At 36.5% G+C, this 19,846-nt stretch carries 8 protein-coding genes; all 8 read right to left on the bottom strand.

What is annotated here, in order from left to right; all coding sequences use genetic code 11:
- Window positions 1-66: 66 nt before the first annotated feature.
- Window positions 67-2,187: a UvrD-helicase domain-containing protein gene (locus ACPF7I_RS01880; RefSeq protein WP_430745156.1), complete on the bottom strand. Its 2,121-nt coding sequence runs from the start codon at window positions 2,185-2,187 to the stop codon at window positions 67-69.
- A gap of 17 nt (window positions 2,188-2,204) precedes the next feature.
- Window positions 2,205-8,495 (bottom strand): DEAD/DEAH box helicase, encoded by a 6,291-nt coding sequence (locus ACPF7I_RS01875; protein WP_430745157.1) that lies wholly within the window; start codon window positions 8,493-8,495, stop codon window positions 2,205-2,207.
- 12 nt (window positions 8,496-8,507) lie between these two features.
- Window positions 8,508-13,037 carry an Eco57I restriction-modification methylase domain-containing protein gene (locus ACPF7I_RS01870; RefSeq protein WP_430745158.1) on the bottom strand — a complete coding sequence of 1,510 codons (4,530 nt, stop codon included), beginning with the start codon at window positions 13,035-13,037 and terminating at the stop codon, window positions 8,508-8,510.
- A 12-nt stretch (window positions 13,038-13,049) separates the two neighbouring features.
- On the bottom strand, window positions 13,050-15,959 hold the full coding sequence (locus ACPF7I_RS01865) for a helicase-related protein (protein ID WP_430745160.1): 2,910 nt from the start codon (window positions 15,957-15,959) through the stop codon (window positions 13,050-13,052).
- Window positions 15,960-15,969: 10 nt separating this feature from the next.
- Window positions 15,970-16,353, bottom strand: coding sequence for a hypothetical protein (locus tag ACPF7I_RS01860; RefSeq protein ID WP_430745161.1), 384 nt, complete (start codon window positions 16,351-16,353; stop codon window positions 15,970-15,972).
- A gap of 582 nt (window positions 16,354-16,935) precedes the next feature.
- Window positions 16,936-17,700 carry a transposase gene (locus ACPF7I_RS01855; RefSeq protein WP_430745162.1) on the bottom strand — a complete coding sequence of 255 codons (765 nt, stop codon included), beginning with the start codon at window positions 17,698-17,700 and terminating at the stop codon, window positions 16,936-16,938.
- A 293-nt stretch (window positions 17,701-17,993) separates the two neighbouring features.
- Window positions 17,994-18,482, bottom strand: coding sequence for a hypothetical protein (locus ACPF7I_RS01850; RefSeq protein ID WP_163151121.1), 489 nt, complete (start codon window positions 18,480-18,482; stop codon window positions 17,994-17,996).
- The gene (gene rlmD / locus ACPF7I_RS01845; RefSeq protein WP_430745164.1) at window positions 18,482-19,840 is read right to left on the bottom strand and encodes a 23S rRNA (uracil(1939)-C(5))-methyltransferase RlmD; all 1,359 of its coding nucleotides are present in this window, start codon (window positions 19,838-19,840) and stop codon (window positions 18,482-18,484) included. Before rlmD ends, ACPF7I_RS01850 begins: the two co-directional genes overlap by 1 nt.
- Between the last annotated feature and the right edge of the window lie 6 nt (window positions 19,841-19,846).

The raw sequence follows: 19,846 nt of genomic DNA, 5'->3' as shown, positions 1-19,846 counted from the left end.
ATCAGAGGTTAAAATGTCAATTTGGATGTATATAGCACCACGGGTACCACGATATTTTCTATAACACTAATTTAATAAGGAACTTCTTACACCATAAGAAGTTACTAGCAAATAATCGCGTGCACGTGTAGCTGCTACATACAATAGTGATCGCTCTCTTAATATAGCGTCATTTCGAGAAATCTCATCGTGCATTTTATTTAATAAGGTTTTAGGTGGGACTATTCCTTCGTTAACCGATGCAATGATAACGTGTGAGAATTCTAATCCTTTTACGCGGTGCATGGTTGCTAGGCGAACGCCTTCACCTTCGTCAATAATATTTGGATCAATAATTTTATACTGTATATTGTTTTTCTCTAACATAGGTGCATATACAGACTCTAGAAGCTTGTTGGAACGTGCTACTATACAAATATTCGCAAGTTCTACTCCCTTTAGGATAGCCGATTGAATAAAGTCTTGGATAAATTGTAATTCTTCCTCCAGAGTATTGAAGTGAACGATTTCAGGATGGCATCCTTGTAATAAAGATTTGTATCCCTTTTGGTCATCAATTCCACCATCCAGGTCATCAAAGCTCTCATTACTAAGAATAGATATGGCCCACTTTCTAATTTGTTCCGTAGTTCGGTAATTAATTTTTAGTTTTTTAGATCTAGCACCACGAACATTAATACCACATTGGCTTAATACTACCTTGTTTTTATAAATACGTTGATGAGCATCACCTACTATAAAAATATCATTTGGTGCTTCAGGAATAATTGCACGAATAAATTTATAATCTTCCGGGTGTAAATCTTGTGCTTCATCTACGATAACAGATTGGTAAGGCAATGTTAATTGACCATTTTCAACTAATAATCTCGCTTCCCTAACAATATCTACCCACTCTTTAATTTGATGTCTATTCAAGAAACTACGGTAATCTTCGAATACCTTCCAAATTTGTTTTCTTTGTAATCTGTTAATTCTAGTCCCTCTACCGATTCGCTTAACAGTTAGGTATTCCCTTTCTGTTGATATTCCATTTGCTTGTACAACATCTTCCCATTCTTCACGGTAAAACGACTCATCAAAACCTAACTCATCCATAGAAACAGCCATCTTCCAAGCCTCTTCTACCGTTTCGCTCGTTTCCTTGTTTATTGTCCGAAATCCAGAGTCAAATTGTCGGAGTAGTTTTGCTGCAAGGCTATGAACAGTGGTCACGTCTACCCTTTTTCTATCTCGTTCCGAAATAATTGAATGTAATTGCTGTTTAATTGCTTTTGCAAGGTTAGAAGTATATGTGACAAATAAAATCTTATCTGCTGATTTTGTGTATACATGCTCTAACAAATATTTAGCACGGTGCATAGCTACTACCGTTTTACCTGTACCGGCACCGCCCAGTACTCGCACAGGACCATTGTAATTTCCTTTTGCAATTTTTTCCTGACTTGGATGAAGGAATACGCGCCACTTTTCAAGTGGTGCATTTAACATTTCCATAAGTTCCTCACTAGATTCAACTGCTGCAAATCTCCGTTTGGTATCCGGATTGTCTAAAGCCTTTAGGAAGTCTTCTGTATCTACTTTCTGGAATTGATCATGTCCAAGCTCCTGTAGCGTTTCCTCAAAAGAAATCCCTGCAGCAATAGATAATAGTCCCTCATATGCCTCATCTGGTAGGTGCTCTTTAAATTCATCCAATTCATCATCATTTTTAAGCAAGCGAACTGATGGTAAAAGAAGTTTGGGTACTCCTAATTGTTGTAGCTGCTTATCAGTAAGGTGATCAAATAACCCGGGCTCATTAACCTCAGTCTTTTCGTTTGGAACTATCTCTTCCTGTTTTTTTTCGATAAACTCTGTATCAATGATTTGAAGAGCACCCGTTTCACTATTAACTTCGAACACTTTATTTTTAGCCCATCTCATCGCTTCATCGTGATGGTCCACCCAAACAAGGAGATAAACATCTCCTTTAGGTGGGTGGATTACAACAGCTCGATAATCTAGACCGATTCGTACGGTTCTTACTTTTTTATCTTTCGCACCATGAATCGGTTCATAATTAATACTCGCTTGTGTAGGATCGTTACGAAATTTTTCTGTAAACTCTCTAACTTTTTTCTGCTCAGATTTTGGAATATTAGACATGGCCTTTAGAAATTCCGCACTGATTGCTACTTTTGGCACTCAGTCCCTCCCCCTTTCTACATCAGAACATCTTTGAGTTTAGAAATATTTCCTTCCAATTCTTCAGCAAAGAAAATATTCCAATTTTGTTTCTTTAACCATTCGATGACTACCTCGTCATCATCTAGTATAATTCCAGTTCTTTTTTCTTCCCAAGCAAGTTCTAATTCTCCAATTATTCCTCTTTCATTGGAAATTTCGTAACCAACAATCGGAATAGACACTCGCTCTCTAGCTAATTCTTTTAGAGACTTAACGCAAGATTCGTCTACATTTTCAATAATTTCGTTCCATTCTTCAGGAATTTGCACTTCTTCGTCAACTGATTCTACTAAGAAGTCACTTCCATATTCCTCAATCAACTCTTTAGTTACTACAGTAACATTAGGAAGGAACTGAATTAAGTTCACAAGTCTCCAAAATTCGTTCCAGAGACGCTTAAAATCTTCGCTGTTGCGTATAGTTAGTTCATCTTCTAACCGAACAATTCCTTCTACTCCGCGTACAGAAAACTTGTGATTTGGATTTTGCATAAGAACCATTAGATGTTGTACCACTGTTATGGGAAATGTAATAAAACTAATTAAATTAGGACTTTCTGAAATCGTATTTCTTACTACATATCCACTGTTTCCTTTATTAACTTGATTAGACACATTAAGATCCGGTCTTTCAATACTACTTCCTATATAGATGATTTTCTCTTTTGCTGCCCCGGCATCAATCAACCTGTTTTCAAAACTAGAAAGAGCGATTAAGAAAGCATATTGCTCCCAATATTCAATATTAGGATGCTCTAAATATTGAATAAGCTGTGAAATTTTGTTCTGTTTCCACAAGTAATCGTCTAATGGCATAGCAAGTCGCTTTTTAAAACTTTCTAACTTTTTATGCATTGGTTCTGTTAGCAATAACGAATCCGTTAAACTCTTAACCTCATTCTCTTTAAACGTTTCTACATCTTCCCATGTAATTGTCCACGTTATGAAATTGCCAGAGTCACGAATCGCCATGCGTTTTCTTACATCATCACCTACGTTTCCTCTAGGCTCATCAGGCTTTACATGATATTTAAATCCGTCTGTAAATACAGCAACAGGTTTTATATTTTTATTTGGCTGGATTGGATAAAATACAAAATCCGGCTTGCTTGCTACACCTACTCCATTTGTTTGATTGAACGTTACCTGTGGCACTATCCTCCATTGATTTCCATTCTTTAATGTTAATTCATAGGATAATTTACCTTCAAAAATGACTTGCCTCCATGAAGCTTTCTCTCCGAGCGAATCAACATAATCTTTTATCTTCCCTATAAAGCTATCCTCAAGTTCACTTTCTACTACACTTTCAATAGCTACATTAGATAACGTTGCAGTTGGAGTTAAACGATCTTTTTGATTTAAAATTTGTTTTAATAACTGAATGCCTAGCCTTCTTGAAATAACATCAATTTCATATTGATTCTGGTAAGCATATAAACATTTATAGCAACCGTCACGATGCTCATCATTTGCGCAATCACATGTTATAAGCGCTTCGTATGCTTTTTCCAGGACATCTAAAAACGTATTTGTTTCAACAAGATTTTTCAGATAGCCTGTCCCACCTGGAACCTCATCATAAATAATGAGAAAATGACGCTTTCCATATTGTTCCCCTTGCACAGGTTCAACATGTTCTTTTACTACTAAATGCCCTGGATTTCCACGGTACCATTTGCGCAATCCTAGCTCTAAGCATGCTTTAAACGTATAGAGTTTTTCACCGTTTTGTATTGTAGAGATAGGCAGCAATATTCGAATTGCTTCTGATGTAACTTCCCTATATAAAACCAAATCAGTCCAAGCATCTTTTTCATCTTCATTTGGTCTATTGTATTTACAGTTAAAACGGTGTTTTGGGTCTTTTCCATCGATAAATTTTGGTTTCTGCACAATACCACAATCTTTACATACTTTAAACCCTTCGCGTGAAACTTCCTCTCCAGCTATATCCATTTTCTTGCCTAACTGCTGTTGAAAACCAAAGTTTATCTCACGTAACTTTACTTCTTTCAAGTACTCGTAACCAAACGGAATATTATCAATTACGTATGCTTTTCCCCAATTTTCCGGCTTAATATCGAAGAAATGTTTAATATGATAACGATGAGCTTCTCGTTCATCTGCTTCATCGACTGTTGAACTAATTACATCATCTGTATTTGCCTGGACAAAGTCCAGTCTCAACATATCACGATTTTGTCCAATATCTGCCCAGGATGAACTACCACAAACAGGACAAGAAGTTTTATAATGGGATTCTGTAACAAGTTCCATGTGGGAGCATTGACTGCAGAACTTCCATGTTTCAATTTTTGAATGATTAATACCGCCTGTATCCAACTGATCTATTGTTATTTTTCTTCTAGAACCATAGAAAGTATTATATGGTGCAAACTCCTTAATTGCTGCTTTTGCAGGTCTTACCCATTCTAATACTTCATAAGGTTCTTCATCCTGTTTTGCCCTTCGTTTTTTGATAAAAGCCTTAAGCTTTACTCCTGTCTCTGGGAAAGCATAGTTAGGTAACAATCCTTCATTTGTAAACAATTCAAGAGGATACTGCTCTTTAATCTCATTCATCATCCTAAAAAGCAATCTTCGCTCATTTTCGAGTTCTCTTACTTTTATATCGTAATCATCAATTGTTAGTCTGTTTTCTTCCAATTTTCTTAAATCCGTACTTATCTTTGCTGAAATACGCTTTAACTTCTGCAGTTGAGCTTCCGTTTTCTCGATAACATGAATGATTGAAGTTTTAAGTTCATCACGATTCACATAGTCAAATAACATTTCCTGATTTGAAGCAGAAAGTGTTCCATCATAAAGAGAAACAAATTTTGTAATTAAGTCTTGTTTATTGGTTTCATAAAATTTTAGGAAAGTAAACGGAAACTCTCCTTTTTTGTATTGCGTAAGCATGATTTGTACCTTATTAGGTAAGTTACTTGCTGCATAATCATCCCGAGCCCACGTATCCAAGCAAAATGCTAAAAAATGTCGTTTCAGTATCTCAGGAGCGTCTAAATAACTACCAGGAGGAGCCACACTACCTGCCATCATCGCCAGCGGTTCCTCATAGAAATACAAATCATGCTTAGCTGCCTTAGCCATTGTAATAATAAGTGCATTACCTGTTTTCCGACCTGCACGTCCTACTCGCTGTACATAATTTGTTGTTGCTGGAGGGACTGAATTTAGCATTGTTGCTGATAAATCTCCTACATCAATACCCATCTCTAATGTAGGGGTACATGTTAATAAATTAGGAGCATCGGCTACTCTATCATCATTAGAAGACTTAAACAATCGTTCGACTTCTTCACGCTTCTTACGTTCTAGTAAACCTGTATGTTCTTCTGTAAAAATACGTTCAATATTTCCCTTTGCATATAAATTACGATAATAACTCTGACGGTCAGAAGTATCCATAACATAATGACCGCTACAACGATAACGTCTACATGTTGCACCAATCCACTCTGTCATTTGAAAGGTAGGCACTGTTAAGCGATAATTACATACATTACACTGAACACCTGAAACATCAGTCGTAACATACATTACCTCTGGCTTCAAACCATAGTTACGATAGTTTCCTTTCGTTACTTCATCCAGAATACCGACTTCATGTGCAAGTCTTACTACATGCGAATAAATTTCGTTAATTTGATTAATAGATAGTACATGAGACAAACTGCGGCGCATCCAATCCACTGCCCAAGAATGTATATTTCCACCCGTAATAAACGAATCAAAGTTACTACTTCTATCATCAGCTAAAAAATGAGGAATAGAACCTGGCAATGGTGACATGTGCGGCTGTTTATCCTTAGATAATAAATATTTGTTTCCTTTATTATCAGCACGATAAGTATTCAAAAAGATATGATGGATACCACCTCGATGTTTAAGGCGCATAAACAATCCTAATAAAAATTGTTTAATCTTTTCTTCCCCAAAGTCACCTAAAGTACCATAATCACCTGACAATAAAGTTACAACCTTTTCAGTCAAACGTTCTATCTTATCTGGGGCAACGAATACAGTAGAACTCTTTACCTTATCCAAAGTTCGACCAGTTTTAGCGTTGAGACCATACTCCATAATAAACTCCCATGAAAGACGTTTATACAGTATAGCCTTCAGTTCATTCGGCAAAATTTCTGTTTTACTCTTAATAAACTTTTTATATTCTGGATCATCTCGTAAATCGGGAGGCATAAAGGTTGCCACAAAATGTTGAACAGGATTTCTTATTCTCTCGTCTTCTTTAAATCGTTTCATCCAGAATTCATAAAAATAGGCCGGTAGTGTTGCTAATGTAACTGGTTCAGTAGCTTCTAACAAAGCTGTTTGAATAGCTGTACGCAAATTGAAACGATACGTCCGATTTTCGAAGAAGCTAGCACGATGAGAAGCGTCTTGCACGGAATCTGTAAACACTAACAGCTTCTTATCCTCATTAAATGGAGATGTATATAAATGGCTAATTGCTACAGAAGCTAAACTTGCTGCTTGTGAACCTACAATAACCATTGCATCATCTATATCACACTTCGGGCAAGTGTGTCGGTCTTTCGGAACTTTACCCGTCGTTAATTTTGCCTCTCGAATCACAACCGGGACATACGTTTCATTTTCATCCTGTTCATTATGAAGCGATAAATCCTTAGGATTAATGAATACTTTCTCTGCAAACTCCAGCTGATCATTTACAATTACTTCTTCCCCATCATCTACATACATATATCTCATATGACGATGTCGATCAAAAAAACGGTTATATATAGATACAATATCCCTTTGTAAAGGACCGCTCCCGTCAATCGGATATGTTAACCATCCTGAATGACCGCACTCTCTACAATAGTACATTGGTAGCCCAATACCATTATCTTGCTTACTACCGTCCTTCCAGAAAAACTCAGGCTTTTTGCTAATCTTGCGTAACAACCTTCTCATCTCTCGAATCCAGAGCTGCACCTGCACTTGCAAAAATGGGATTGTTCTCTTTCCGTCTAATATCTTCGCATACGAAATTAATGAAACAAAAGAATGAATAATTTCCTCTTGCCGTTGTGGATTCTTAGAAGCAAACTCAGGATCACGTTTAACCAATCGTTGAACCAAATCTTCAATATCTACAATCTCATTTCGGAATCCTTCTAGCAACACACGTAAAAAGTAATGTTGTTTCAACTTTTCTCCTAGTGCTAAAGGATCTAAGCTTTGTTTAAACCATACGTTCATTTGAGATTCAATATACTCTTGTTGGGTCATCCCCGCTTCATGTGTTAATATTTCTTTATCATCCGGCAGTTCGTAGTAATTTGTTGATTCATTTAGAAATTCATTTAATTGGATACGATCTTCTAAAATAACACTATCTGCCTCAAATTTCTCTCCGAAAATCGTACTTGCAAATTCTGTTAATGTTTGGACAGAATCTTTATCTTCACTTGCAATAGTCGCAGATGTACCAACCATAGCCACTTGACCGCGCTCAATGTTTAACCTTGCCTTTAAGCGACGGATTAAATTTGCTACATCTGATCCCTGTGCTCCGTCGTAGGTATGTAGCTCGTCCAAAACTAGGTACTTTAATGTGTGTGGTTCGTTATATCTCCAAAGAGAACGGTCTTCCGGCCGTATTAGCAAATAATCTAACATTTTATAGTTTGTCAATAAGATGTCTGGCGGATTATCACGTAATGTTTCTCGATCATCAATTACATAGTCAGGTCCCATTTTTTTGTACGTTCCATTACCACCTACATACATCCCAACACGAATATGCTGCAGCCGTTCATCGTTATGAATCATCTCTGCCAACCGTTTCGCTTGGTCGGATGCTAACGCATTCATCGGGTACAAAATAATAGCCTTAATTCCCTTTTCACGATTGTGATAACAGTGATTTAAAATGGGATATGTAAAACATTCCGTTTTACCTGAGCCAGTTCCGGTTGTTACAAGAGTGGGGAGCGGATTTTTTCCCTCACTAGATAGACGTTCAAATGCTTTCAATTGATGAACATAAGGAGTAAAAGATGGAAAAATGGTTAAGTTTCTCTCACTTTCTTTTGCTTTACGAAAAGGAAGCCTTACAGATAAGTAAGGCCCCTTAAACATTCCATGTTTTGGATCAAGCAAAAACTCTTTCAATCGATCTCCTAATTGTTCATCTTGAAAGCTAAACGTCGTATCTAAATAATCCGTCACCGTCCACTTAATTTCATTTGCCAGAACGGATGGAATCATTAGATAACCTCCTTAGCTATTTTCCTTCAAAATTTTTGAGAAATATTCGTATGCTTGACGCATATCTTCCTCTCGATTACATTTATGGAACGGGGGAACAAAACATTTGAATTCCTCATCTAGCTCATCACTGGTATTAATGAAACGAATCTTTTCCCAGTCTTTACGTTTTAAACCTACATCGGTATAATTTCTGTTTACTGTAAATACAATGTTTCCCTTTTGATCATAATAGGTTTCCTCATCATTAATCTTCAATGTAGAGAATTGGACATTATATATTGTTATTAGTTCGTCAATAGTTAATTCAAAAGCTAATCCTACTAAAACATCTAACTCAATTAATGCCAATCGTCTTTCATATGGGTTTCTAAACGGTGAAGAAATCTCCCATTTTTTAGACAATTGGTTATAACTTGAAAGTCTATGATCATTTTTAAAAAAACTATCATTTTTAAAATCTTCTTCAAAAACTTTTTCCCAAAGTTCACTATAATGTTTTGTAAGACAATTTAACCTCAGAGTTCTTGACAATATTAACTTTTTATGTTTTTCAGAAACCCTAGGTAAAGGTAACATACTTAGAGCATCAGAGTATATATTTGATTTACCAGAGAGCCTAATTATAAAATCATATACAATAGAATGTGTACAACCAGCAAAATACAATAGATTATCATAACTTTCAAATACAATTGACGTAGTTGAATGTGTATGAACCACATCTTTAGGTATGATTGCTGATATTAGCGTCCTTTCATTTGTAGGTTGTGCCATTGCTCTATTTACATACCTATAGTAATCGGTTATTTTTTTATTTTTATATAAAGGAATACTTTTCTCTGTTAAATTAGTTGTTCGATAAACGACTCTTGGAATGAAATCCTCACTGATTTTTGTTAAATCGATTGATTCATAATCCCCTTTACTCTTACAATTCTCTCTTGGCTGTTTATTCAACGGGGTTCCAACGTAATAATGTGGCCCTGAATAAACTACGTCTTTTAAAGATGTAGGAACAATTACCTCGTTTTTTATAATCTTCTGTCTTCTTGCAGCTGTTTCATTGAACATCGTTGTAATAAAACACTGATTTTCTAAATTTGATAATTTTTCTTCATGGCTTAGAAATTTTTGTAATACTGATAAAACTTCAGTGCTGTATATGTTTGGTAAAATGGTTGACGAACTATCAATGGAATTATTATTAAATAGACGTGAAAAAACTTCGAGTTTATCCTTATTAATATTGATAATCCTTCTCTTATGGCCATTTAAGTTCCATTTACCATCGCTAGTTTTTGTACCTGGGATTGTACCTAAACCATCGCTTGTATAACATTCATCAATAGTTTTTGGATGATATAATGAACAAATATAATCAAAGGATATTTCTTTTGAGTTTTTAGATAGTATGTTTATACAAAATGTACCTGCGTGACCTAAGCTTTCTTCAGGAAATAGGTTTAATTGATTGATAAACTCAAATAAATATAAAAGCCTATTATATAAAAAACTCCTAAATTTTCCTCCCCTTGGATCCTTATATAACCCTGTGTCATTTAATAACCCTAAAATTCCATTATCATTAAGTAATTCTATAGAACGGACGATAAAAACCTTATACAAATTAGCCTGTGTACCTGATAGAACATTATAATTTTGTGTTGCGCCTAAAAACTTCTTAGTTCCCGTTTGTGTAACGTATTCATTTAAATATTCACGTTTGATAACACTATTTTGCAAAAGTTCATTTTTTAACACATCAACTTCATTAATACTTAATCTCTTTACATTAATTATAGGTTTAAAATCTGAAAGTAAATCCTTTTCGTTCCATTCAACTTTTAACCATGGTGGATTTCCGACTACTAAATCAAATCCACGGTTATTTAAAAATATTTCTGCAAACTCAAGTTCCCAATGAAAAAACTTAATACGATCGCTAAGCTCTTTAACCACTGATAGTCGTTCCACTTTCGAGATTAAATCATCTAAATTGGAACCAAAACCTTGTGTAGTATCTAGAATAGCAGAAATATCTAATAAAAATTCATCTCGTGTTGGTAGTAAATCTGCTTTTTCTATTGGCCAAAACCATAATGCACACCAGTAATCCATAACCATTTTTAACGCACGATATGGTGAAGTTGCTGAGTTTGTAACTTTGTGTAATTTCTCTTCCTTATCCTCAATTGATAATTTTTGTATATCACTATCCAATGGTTGTCCCCACACATTGATTGCCTCTCGAGTAGAATCAATTAACCACTTGCGATTACTAGCATGTCTAAACCATATACTGTCAATACGTTTAGAAATATTTTTTAAGGTTTGTATATCTTCGGGTTCAAATTTTTTTATAAATTCGTTACGCCATTGCTTTATTTTTTCTATATCTCTCTTTGCAATGTTTTGAACAGTTTCGTCATTATCGAAAGGAATCATTCCACTATCAGGAACTAAAAAATGATATATAAATTCCTCATTACGTTCATCAGTCAGAGATATTTTAGTAGGGACCTGATTTAGCCATTTCCCGCTAATTAAATCATCAGCCCGAAATACTTGTCTCCGTGCACCAATTAAGCTATTTCCAACCGCTAATCGAGCAGAAAACCATGGTGTTTTAGATCCTTTATAGATTGTATTTAACCAAAGTGAAACCTTCGCTAACTCAACAGCAGTCGGATTTAAGTCCACTCCATAAACATTATTAGTAGCAATATAAGCCTTAACTTTTTGTCTCTCATGAGCATAGTCTTCCGTGCTAATCGTTTCACCAAGTTCCTTCTGCTTGCGTTCCAAGTAAGCATCAGCTAATTGGTTAATCGCCTCGTTTAAGAATGCACCGCTACCCATTGCCGGTTCGCAAACTGTTAGTTGTAAAATTTCATCGGCCGTTTTGTCTTTCAACAATTCCTTTAAACTGTATTTGACCAATGATTTTGTTAATACCTCTGGTGTATAATAACTTGCTGTTTTTTCTCGGTCACGACCTGCTAAACGGAAAATAAAACTTCCTTTTTCATACTTTTTCCGTTTCTTTGTACCATCACTATCTGTGATATAGACGAATTCGTCCTCATTATATTGATCAATTTCTGACTCTGGTACGAAATAAGATTGCCCTGTTTCATCTGTGCTACTCACATTTGCAGGTTTTACCTCATATAGTGTTTCTTGGGCAAAGAAACCTGAGTAAGAAAGTAAACCTTCATAAACAGCTCCCAATTGGTTAATTCCTAATTGTGCATAACTGATACGTCCTCGTTGTTTGCTTCCTTCTTTTGATAAAGATAGAAGCTGAATTACCTCCTGTAGAACAAAGTTACGGAATTTGACTGATGAAAGAAGCGGAGTTTGTTTCGGATCAAACAATGGACTTTGTAATCCCTCAATTTCAAATCCAGCATCTACATAGCGGCCTCTTTCAAAATCAAACTCTTCTTGTTCTTCTCCGTAACCTTCATTTACGATTTTAAATAATGTGTTTAAACTTTCATGCAAGAAGTATCCATTACGGGCAGCTTCGGTTGTTAACGGAACTTGCTCTAGTTCACGTAATGATTCTAGGCTGTAACCTAGGCGATACTCCTCACTTTTCATCGGTACAACGTTTAGCTCTTCGCTACGAGATTCTGCATAAAATAAGAATAGTAGTCGATATAAGTAGATCAAAGCTTCTCTTGTAAGCTTCTTAGCTAGTTCTTCATCACCGTAAATCTTCTTTTTAGAAATTTGAGATCGGTAGTAGATATACTCATTCCCGATCAACTCGACTGCTCGACGAATTCCATATTTTAAGTCCTCCGATACGGAGAAAGCATGTTTATGAGATTTCTCATCTAACTCGTCATGTAGAATATTTCCTTCTTCAGGTGCTAATGCATCTTTAGATAACAAGGCAGCAGTTGCTTTTAAAGTGTCAGCTTGCTTCCGTCCGAAGATTTCATCTAAATCAAAAAGGAGATATTTACCTTGTCCCCACTTCGTACGGTCAATGAGATATACTTTTTGACCAGCTAACAACATTATCCATCTAGGTGGCTCTTCCAAACGTAACATTTCTTGAATCGCTTCTTCTACTGTTCCTTCGAACCACTTAATATCTTCGTTTTCAATAACTTTATATACAAATTGCTGGTCTAATACATTCAAATCATCGGTGACGAAAGGTGCTTGAATCATCCACAAATACTCATTACCATCTCGTTTAATTGCGTTTAGGAGTGGCAGAGCTACTCCTTCATGGGTGTATTTAATATCCGGTTGAACGGAATAGCCTAATGCTTCTAATAGCTTATAATGAAACGGTTGTGTATACTCTAAACGATCAATAGGATTAGATTCACTCAGCGCATTAGATTTCGCTTTAAAATATTCGCCTCCCAATCCTGCTAATTTTTTGTCTGGTGTTCGTTGGTCTTCTTCTTTCCATTTACTAAAGAGTCCTTTTAAATCTCCTTCTAATAAGGAATCTAAATAATGATGGCTATAAAATTCATTAACGTTTGAAATACCTCTTAAATCAAGTGCCATTGCTTTCACCTCTTACTTTCCGACAAATACCGCTGCAATGCGTAAGAATGGATCATGATCTGTAGTCATTGTTTGTGTAATCCAATCAAGCCTTTGTTTATATAGATCATTAACACTCTTACGTTCATACTCGATTCTCGAAGCGATATGTTTTGGTAATGTACCATTAGGAAGCTTTTTTTGCCGTTCTTGTTCCTCAAGTAACTTTAACTTTTTATCTCTCCAATCCTTTAACTTTTTCTGGTCTGCACGAAGATGAGAGAAGAGCTCATCTTTTCTTTCACTTCTTAACTGTTGTAGATATTTCTTTGCGGTTTCCAACGCAAATAATTTTTGCTTATGGATTAATTCGATATTCACATCTGATTTTCCAGGATTATATAACTCCCCTTGTGAGAAAATTAGTTGTTTTAAAGTATCAAAAGAATGAATCGTGTATTGCTCATTTCCGCTTACTTCCACCCCAAACCATTGGGAAATAACCGGCTGAGCACGTTTATTGAACAATATCCCCTGTATAAAGAAAACAACACGTTCATTTAAATGTGGTACAACAATAAGCGGTGCTTCATTTTTATCAAATTTTACAATAACTCGTTCAATTAACCAGTTAAAGAGAGGATGTTGTTCCCATAATAATTGTTTTGCAGGCCATTGCCCTTGCTTTTTCCTTGCTTCTACAATTGCCTTTTGTACTTCATCACGGTTTGTTGTTAGATGGAACTCTTTTTTATTCGGTATTGCCTCTTTTGGCATAAAATCTAGAATTTGTTGTACGTCCTCCGGAGGAAACCAGATGACTGATTGATTATCTGTTAAAAATTCCACTTGTTCCTTATGAGACGGATTTTCTTCCGTTAACATATCTAAACTTTGCTTGAAGAATGTACAGTCATCCATCCATTGGTATGCCTCTGCTTTTGGGTATGTTTCAATATTCTGCTCTTCACCTTGCTGTAAGAGTTGATCTAACGCACCCAAAATAGCCATCGGGTCATCGGAAAGTCCGAACATGGCATCTACATCTGTTCCTTCTGCTAACTTATGTTCAATATATTCTGCTTCTTTTTCTGGGTCATAGAGTTTAAGAATTGTTGCTGGATCGCCTAAGTTTTTATAAGCTTCTTCTTCTTTTTCAATTAACTTTTCAATGATACGTAAGTCACCTTTAATCTCATCATCGTGTGATTTTGTAATCAAATAATAAATGTGAGGTGTATGCTTTTGACCATAACGATCAATACGACCATTACGTTGTTCTAATGTAATAAGCGACCAAGGAATATCAAAATGAATTAGATGGTTACAGAAATAATGTAAGTTTACCCCTTCTGATGCAACATCAGATGCTAATAAGATACGGACTGATGAATCTTCTTTTCCAAAATCCTCAACAATCTCTTGTTGTTCTATATCAGACATGCCTGCATGAAATACTTTTACAATTTTTTCATCTACCCCGAAATCTTTCTGTAGTCTTTCCGAAAGATATTGTAAGGTTTGAATACGCTCTGAAAAAATAAGAACGCGTGGAGAATCTTTCTTACCTGTCCATTTCAGTTCTTCCGTTAATAATTGTTTTAGATAGCGATATTTACTAAAAGCATCGTCAGAAATATTTAATAATAAAGATTCCGCCTCTCTTAGCTTCTTCAAATCACTACCTAATACTTCTTCGGTAGCTGGTTCATCCTGAATACGTTGTTCAATACGTTTAATACGCTGCTGCACAGTATGCAAACACGCTGCAGGACTAGATAAAAATGCTTTAAACAGTGTATTTTTAAACAACGTATCTTTCGTGCCTCGAATTTGTGATAGTCCTGGTAATGATAGTTGTTTTGATGTCTTTCCATCCAATGTATTGAATCTAAGTGAATGTAAGAATTGTAGGAATTTTTCTTCTTGTGGCGATGCAGACACTTCTCTTTTTTGGGAATCACGCTCTCTAAATTCCGAACTTACCTCATTTTCAATATCCTTTTTAAATCGACGAGTGAACAAACCTTGTATTTCCTCATGTGTATAGTTAGATTCATCAGCAATTGCAGTAGGTTCTAGCATATTAATCAGCTGTGCAAAACTTTCAGGTTTACCATTATGCGGCGTTGCTGAAAGAAGAATTAAGGAATCACATGTTCTCGCTAATAGACTTGCTAAACGATTACGTTGTGTATGTGCATTCGCCACGTTATGACATTCATCAATTACAATTACATCCCAGTGACACTGCTCAAGGTATGTACGATATTGACTGTCATTTTTTAAGGTATCTACTGAGATAATCACACGATTAAAGTAATTAAATGGATTTTTATTGCTTGGAATTTTAGAACGCACTTTCTGAATTCCTACGGAGTCTAACCTCACTAAAGGAATTGTAAAGCGAGTCCACATCTCCTGTTGAAATTGGCTCAACATTGACTTCATCGTAACAACAAGAATTCGATCTCCACGCCCCCGTTTTATAAGTTCCGATAAAAGAATCCCAGCTTCAATTGTCTTACCTAAACCAACTGCATCTGCAATTAGTATCCGAGGGCGAAGGTTGGTAAGTGCTAAATAAGTAGGCTTAAGCTGATATTCCGCTAAATTAAATGCTCCTTTATGTCCAATATAGATTTTATTGTCAATTGGAGCTGTCTTTCTAAGCAGCGCCTCAATGTACAATCGACTTTTTCTATATTGCGGACTTTCATCCAGTACAAACTGTGTATCCTCTGGTCTAATCTCTATAATATTATCTAGTGTGCTTAAGAAAATAGCTTCATGATTACGTACAAGTTCAGAAACTCCCACTACTTTATAACTAAATCCATTTTTAACAGGTTTTACATTTTTTACAATCCATTCTTCACCACGAATTTCTACTCGAGCTCCTGGTGCAATCATTTTTGTTCTGCCAACTTGTTGAACAGTCATTCTATCATCCTCACTCAATCTCTATAGTTAAATCTTCCTTTTTCAATAGACGTAAACACTCATTTAATATTTCTGCATCATCATCAAATCCTAAAGGTGAATACAAATCTTCCTCATCATCATGAGAATGCAGAAAATAATTAATGGTAGCATTAATAAACTTTTTCTCTTCCTCATTATACTGGTCATAAACATCCAATAACAAAAGACAAACACTTGCAATTTTTTTTGCTAAAGGAAGGTTAATAAATTCGTTTTGTAACGTTTCCTTCTCGATTTCTTTTAGATATTTTTGAATCTGCTGTTTTAGAATGTTGGGACTTACATAGGTACCAGCATATTCATTGATAATATTTGTAAACTTTTCAGATGGCAAATAGCTAAATAAATCCACAAAAAATCCCCCTAAACAATTGTTGCTTGAAGTACAAAAATTCTAGAAAATATTGCATATTCTCTCGAATGATTAATTATAAAATACTAATATATTATTTTACAATGTGTCATTTGTAGAAAAATGTCGAATTATAGTCTAACCTGAAAATAAAGCGGTAAATTTGTAGGAAATGATACCATTTTATTCAAAAAAGGAATAGGAATTTTCACTTAGTAATTTATCAGAAGAATATGCCATTATGATATTTTCCTGCTCGTAATAAAAATCATATTAAGTATTTGCCAAACTCTTAGTTTAATTTGAACAAATTCTTCCTTTATGACTTAAATTGATCGGCTACGTATTATACCTTCCAAACATTCGTTTTTCTGTAATCTTATTTCTATTTTATGGATTAAACATAATTCTAATAAAATAAGGGTACCGTCAAGAATTTTGTGTAATGCAAGATGGATAGGGTATCTCTGAAATGGATTTGGAATGGATAGGGAACCGATTTCCTCCCCACAAGAGACTGAATATTCAGTCTCCTATGGGGGAAGAGAGAATCCCCTTATCTCATATATTTACATTATTTGATTAATTGTAGCGTTCTTCAAACATTCGTTGAAGGGCTTCATGAGCTTCGGCAAATCCTCGTAACTTTCGTCCTGCCCATTTCTCATTAAAATCTTGGATGGTCAAATACACGACTTTTTCAGCTGCTTCTAAACTACTCAAGTTCATCGGCTTGAGACGTTTCCGAATCTCCTTGATCGTTCGTTCAATGGCATTCGTCGTATAAATCACATTTCGAATACGGCTTGGATCATCCATAAATGTAAGGAGAACATCCAACTCATTGGCCCAAGATTGCACTTCTCTTGGGTACTTGCTCGACCATTTCGATTCAAACTGTTGAAACATCTGTAACGCCATCTCCTTATTCGGTGCACGATAAATCAGTTTGAGATCTTCTGTCACTTCCAATTGATCCTTTTTCCGAACACGGCTGAGGGTGTTGGGGACTTTGTGCACGACATAGCGCTGCACATCGGCTTTCGGATAAACTGCCTTAAAGGCTTCCTCCAGCCAGCCGGTGTGGCGTTGATAAGGGGCAAACAACTGCGTTTGAAATTCTCCGTTTCGGTCTCTTGGCGCCAAAAACCCTTCAATCCGGCCATATTGTGTATCTAGATTTCGTTGATAGTAGCCGTTTCTCATATTGGATGTGTCCGCCTGTTCGATTTCGAGGAAATGTTTGATTTCTTCTCGCATAGTCAGCTCTAATTTTTCCTTCACAAACTGACGAACGACACTTTCCAGTTGATTTGCCCAGTCTACATTCGGTACACTTTTAGACATAGGTAGGGTTCTCCTTTCTCTAAGATTTTTGGTCCAATCAGAGAATACCCTACCTTTTTTCTTTTGTTCTAGCAAAATGCTTTACACAAAATTTTATACATCATCGAAATATTTGTACTCTATTTTACAAAAACATCAAAAAAGCCGTCCATCGTTTTCTACTGCAATACTAAGTTTTTTTGTACATAAGAAAATAGAGTTATATTAGCCCCCCTTCTGTTTTAAATGCGATAACAAGTTATAGCCCAGGAGAACAGTGACAGGCACTGTTTGCCAATAAAGCAAATTTTTCTTTATCTTAAATGTTCGAGAATTTGCAGCACCCTTAAAAATGGATTCCCTAAGTCATTTGTATTTTTCGCTGCGAATTTTCTCATTTCTTCAATACAGTGAGTATAATCTTTATTAATCACTAATTGAAGCGTCTCGATCTTTCCCAACTCTGTAGTGATATATCCCTCTGGCACATAAGGTGACCAAAACATGTAAATACGATTAGGAAAGTCTTTTAATAATAATTCGGCGTATTCTTTTTGCACTTCGTGTTTTTGCTTTATCTTTTCAACGGTCGTTTGATTATTGCCATAAAGCAACCCACGTATGTGTGTCGTCACTTCACATAAATACGCTGTTTTTGTTTTAAAATCTAATCCGACAACATCGAGTTCACTCAATCCTTTTAGCCCGCCGCCTGGCATACGAACGTTATAATCGACAAAGTCACATTGTTTGATGACTTTTAAATACCCACCTACTATGTATTCGCCTATGTCTGTTTTCATTACTTCCTCACCAACTTCGCGACACTCTCGACATGCGCCGTATGTGGAAAAAGGTCGAACGGTTGAATGTATTCGATGTGATAGTGCTTTGCAAGGGTGTCGATGTCGCGTGCGAGGCTGGATGGGTTACAGGAAACGTACACGACCGTTTTTGGTTTCACTTGTAAAATTGTTTTTAACAAGGCGTTGTCGCAGCCCGTTCGTGGAGGGTCGACAACGATGACGTCTGGCTTCCACCCTTCTTTCACCCATGTTGGCAACAATACTTCCGCTTTTCCAACCGCATAAGTGACGTTGGTGAAGCCGTGACGTTCGGCATTTTGGCGCGCATCGTCAATCGCTTCGGGGATCGTATCCATGCCGCGCACTTCTTTTGCCTCGCGAGCGAGCCAAAGCCCGATTGTGCCGACGCCACAATATGCGTCGACGACGCGTTCGTTTTTCGTTAGTGCTGCTGCTTTTTTTACTTCGTCGTATAGCTTGATCGTTTGAATCGGATTAAGCTGGAAAAAGGCGCGAGCCGATAGCTCAAAAGATAAGTCGCCGAGCACTTCTTGAATGTACGGTTCACCTGCGAGAACGATCGTTTCATCGCCAAAAATAAGCGACGTTTTTTGACCGTTCACGTTTTGGGCGATCGATTTTACTTCCGGCAGGCGACGTTTTACTTCCGCTACAAATAGCTGTTTGCGCGGCAGTTCTTTCGTCGCTGTCACGATGACAAGCTGTACATCGCCAGTGTAAAATCCGACTCGGGCGACAATCGTGCGCACAACACCCGTTTTCTTTCGTTCGTGATAAACCGGAATGCGCAAATCTTGTAAAATCGCTTTCACGACCGTTGTGACGCGATTAGTCGCGTCATGTTGAATCAAGCAGCGGTCAATGTCAACGAGCTCGTGCGAGTTCATGCTGTAAAGTCCAGCGATGACACGCCCTTTTTTCACTCCGACTTGAAATTGGCTTTTATTGCGATAATGCCACGGGTCTTCCATTCCGATCGTCGGACGAATATGAAGTGCTTCTATATTTAATCGGCTATGGCGTTCCAGTGCTTGAATGACGATATCTCGTTTTGCCTCTAATTGCGCGTGATAGTCAAGATGTTGCAGTTGACATCCACCGCACCGTTCATATACTGGACAAGGCGGCTTAACACGATGAGGGGAGCGTTTTCGTATGCGCACCATTTTTCCTTCTGTATATGTTGGGTACACATTCGTCGCTTGAACGACGACTTCTTCTCCTGGAAGCGCTCCTGGAACGAACACCACTTGTTTTTTAAAATAGCCGACCCCTTCTCCGTTAATGCCTAATCGTTTAATCGTTAATGGAAATTGCTGTCCTTGTTGTAGCATCGTTTT

This window comes from Anoxybacillus dikiliensis (assembly GCF_050613275.1).
GTDB lineage: Bacteria > Bacillota > Bacilli > Bacillales > Anoxybacillaceae > Anoxybacillus.
This window is presented reverse-complemented; position numbering and strand designations above follow the sequence as displayed.

Coding starts and splice junctions, on each gene's coding strand:
- ACPF7I_RS01875 (WP_430745157.1), bottom strand. CDS start 8,495: ATGATTCCATCCGTTCTGGCAAATGAAATTAAGTGGACGGTGACGGAT.
- ACPF7I_RS01870 (WP_430745158.1), bottom strand. CDS start 13,037: ATGGCACTTGATTTAAGAGGTATTTCAAACGTTAATGAATTTTATAGC.
- ACPF7I_RS01865 (WP_430745160.1), bottom strand. CDS start 15,959: ATGACTGTTCAACAAGTTGGCAGAACAAAAATGATTGCACCAGGAGCT.
- ACPF7I_RS01855 (WP_430745162.1), bottom strand. CDS start 17,700: ATGTCTAAAAGTGTACCGAATGTAGACTGGGCAAATCAACTGGAAAGT.
- ACPF7I_RS01850 (WP_163151121.1), bottom strand. CDS start 18,482: ATGAAAACAGACATAGGCGAATACATAGTAGGTGGGTATTTAAAAGTC.
- rlmD (WP_430745164.1), bottom strand. CDS start 19,840: ATGCTACAACAAGGACAGCAATTTCCATTAACGATTAAACGATTAGGC.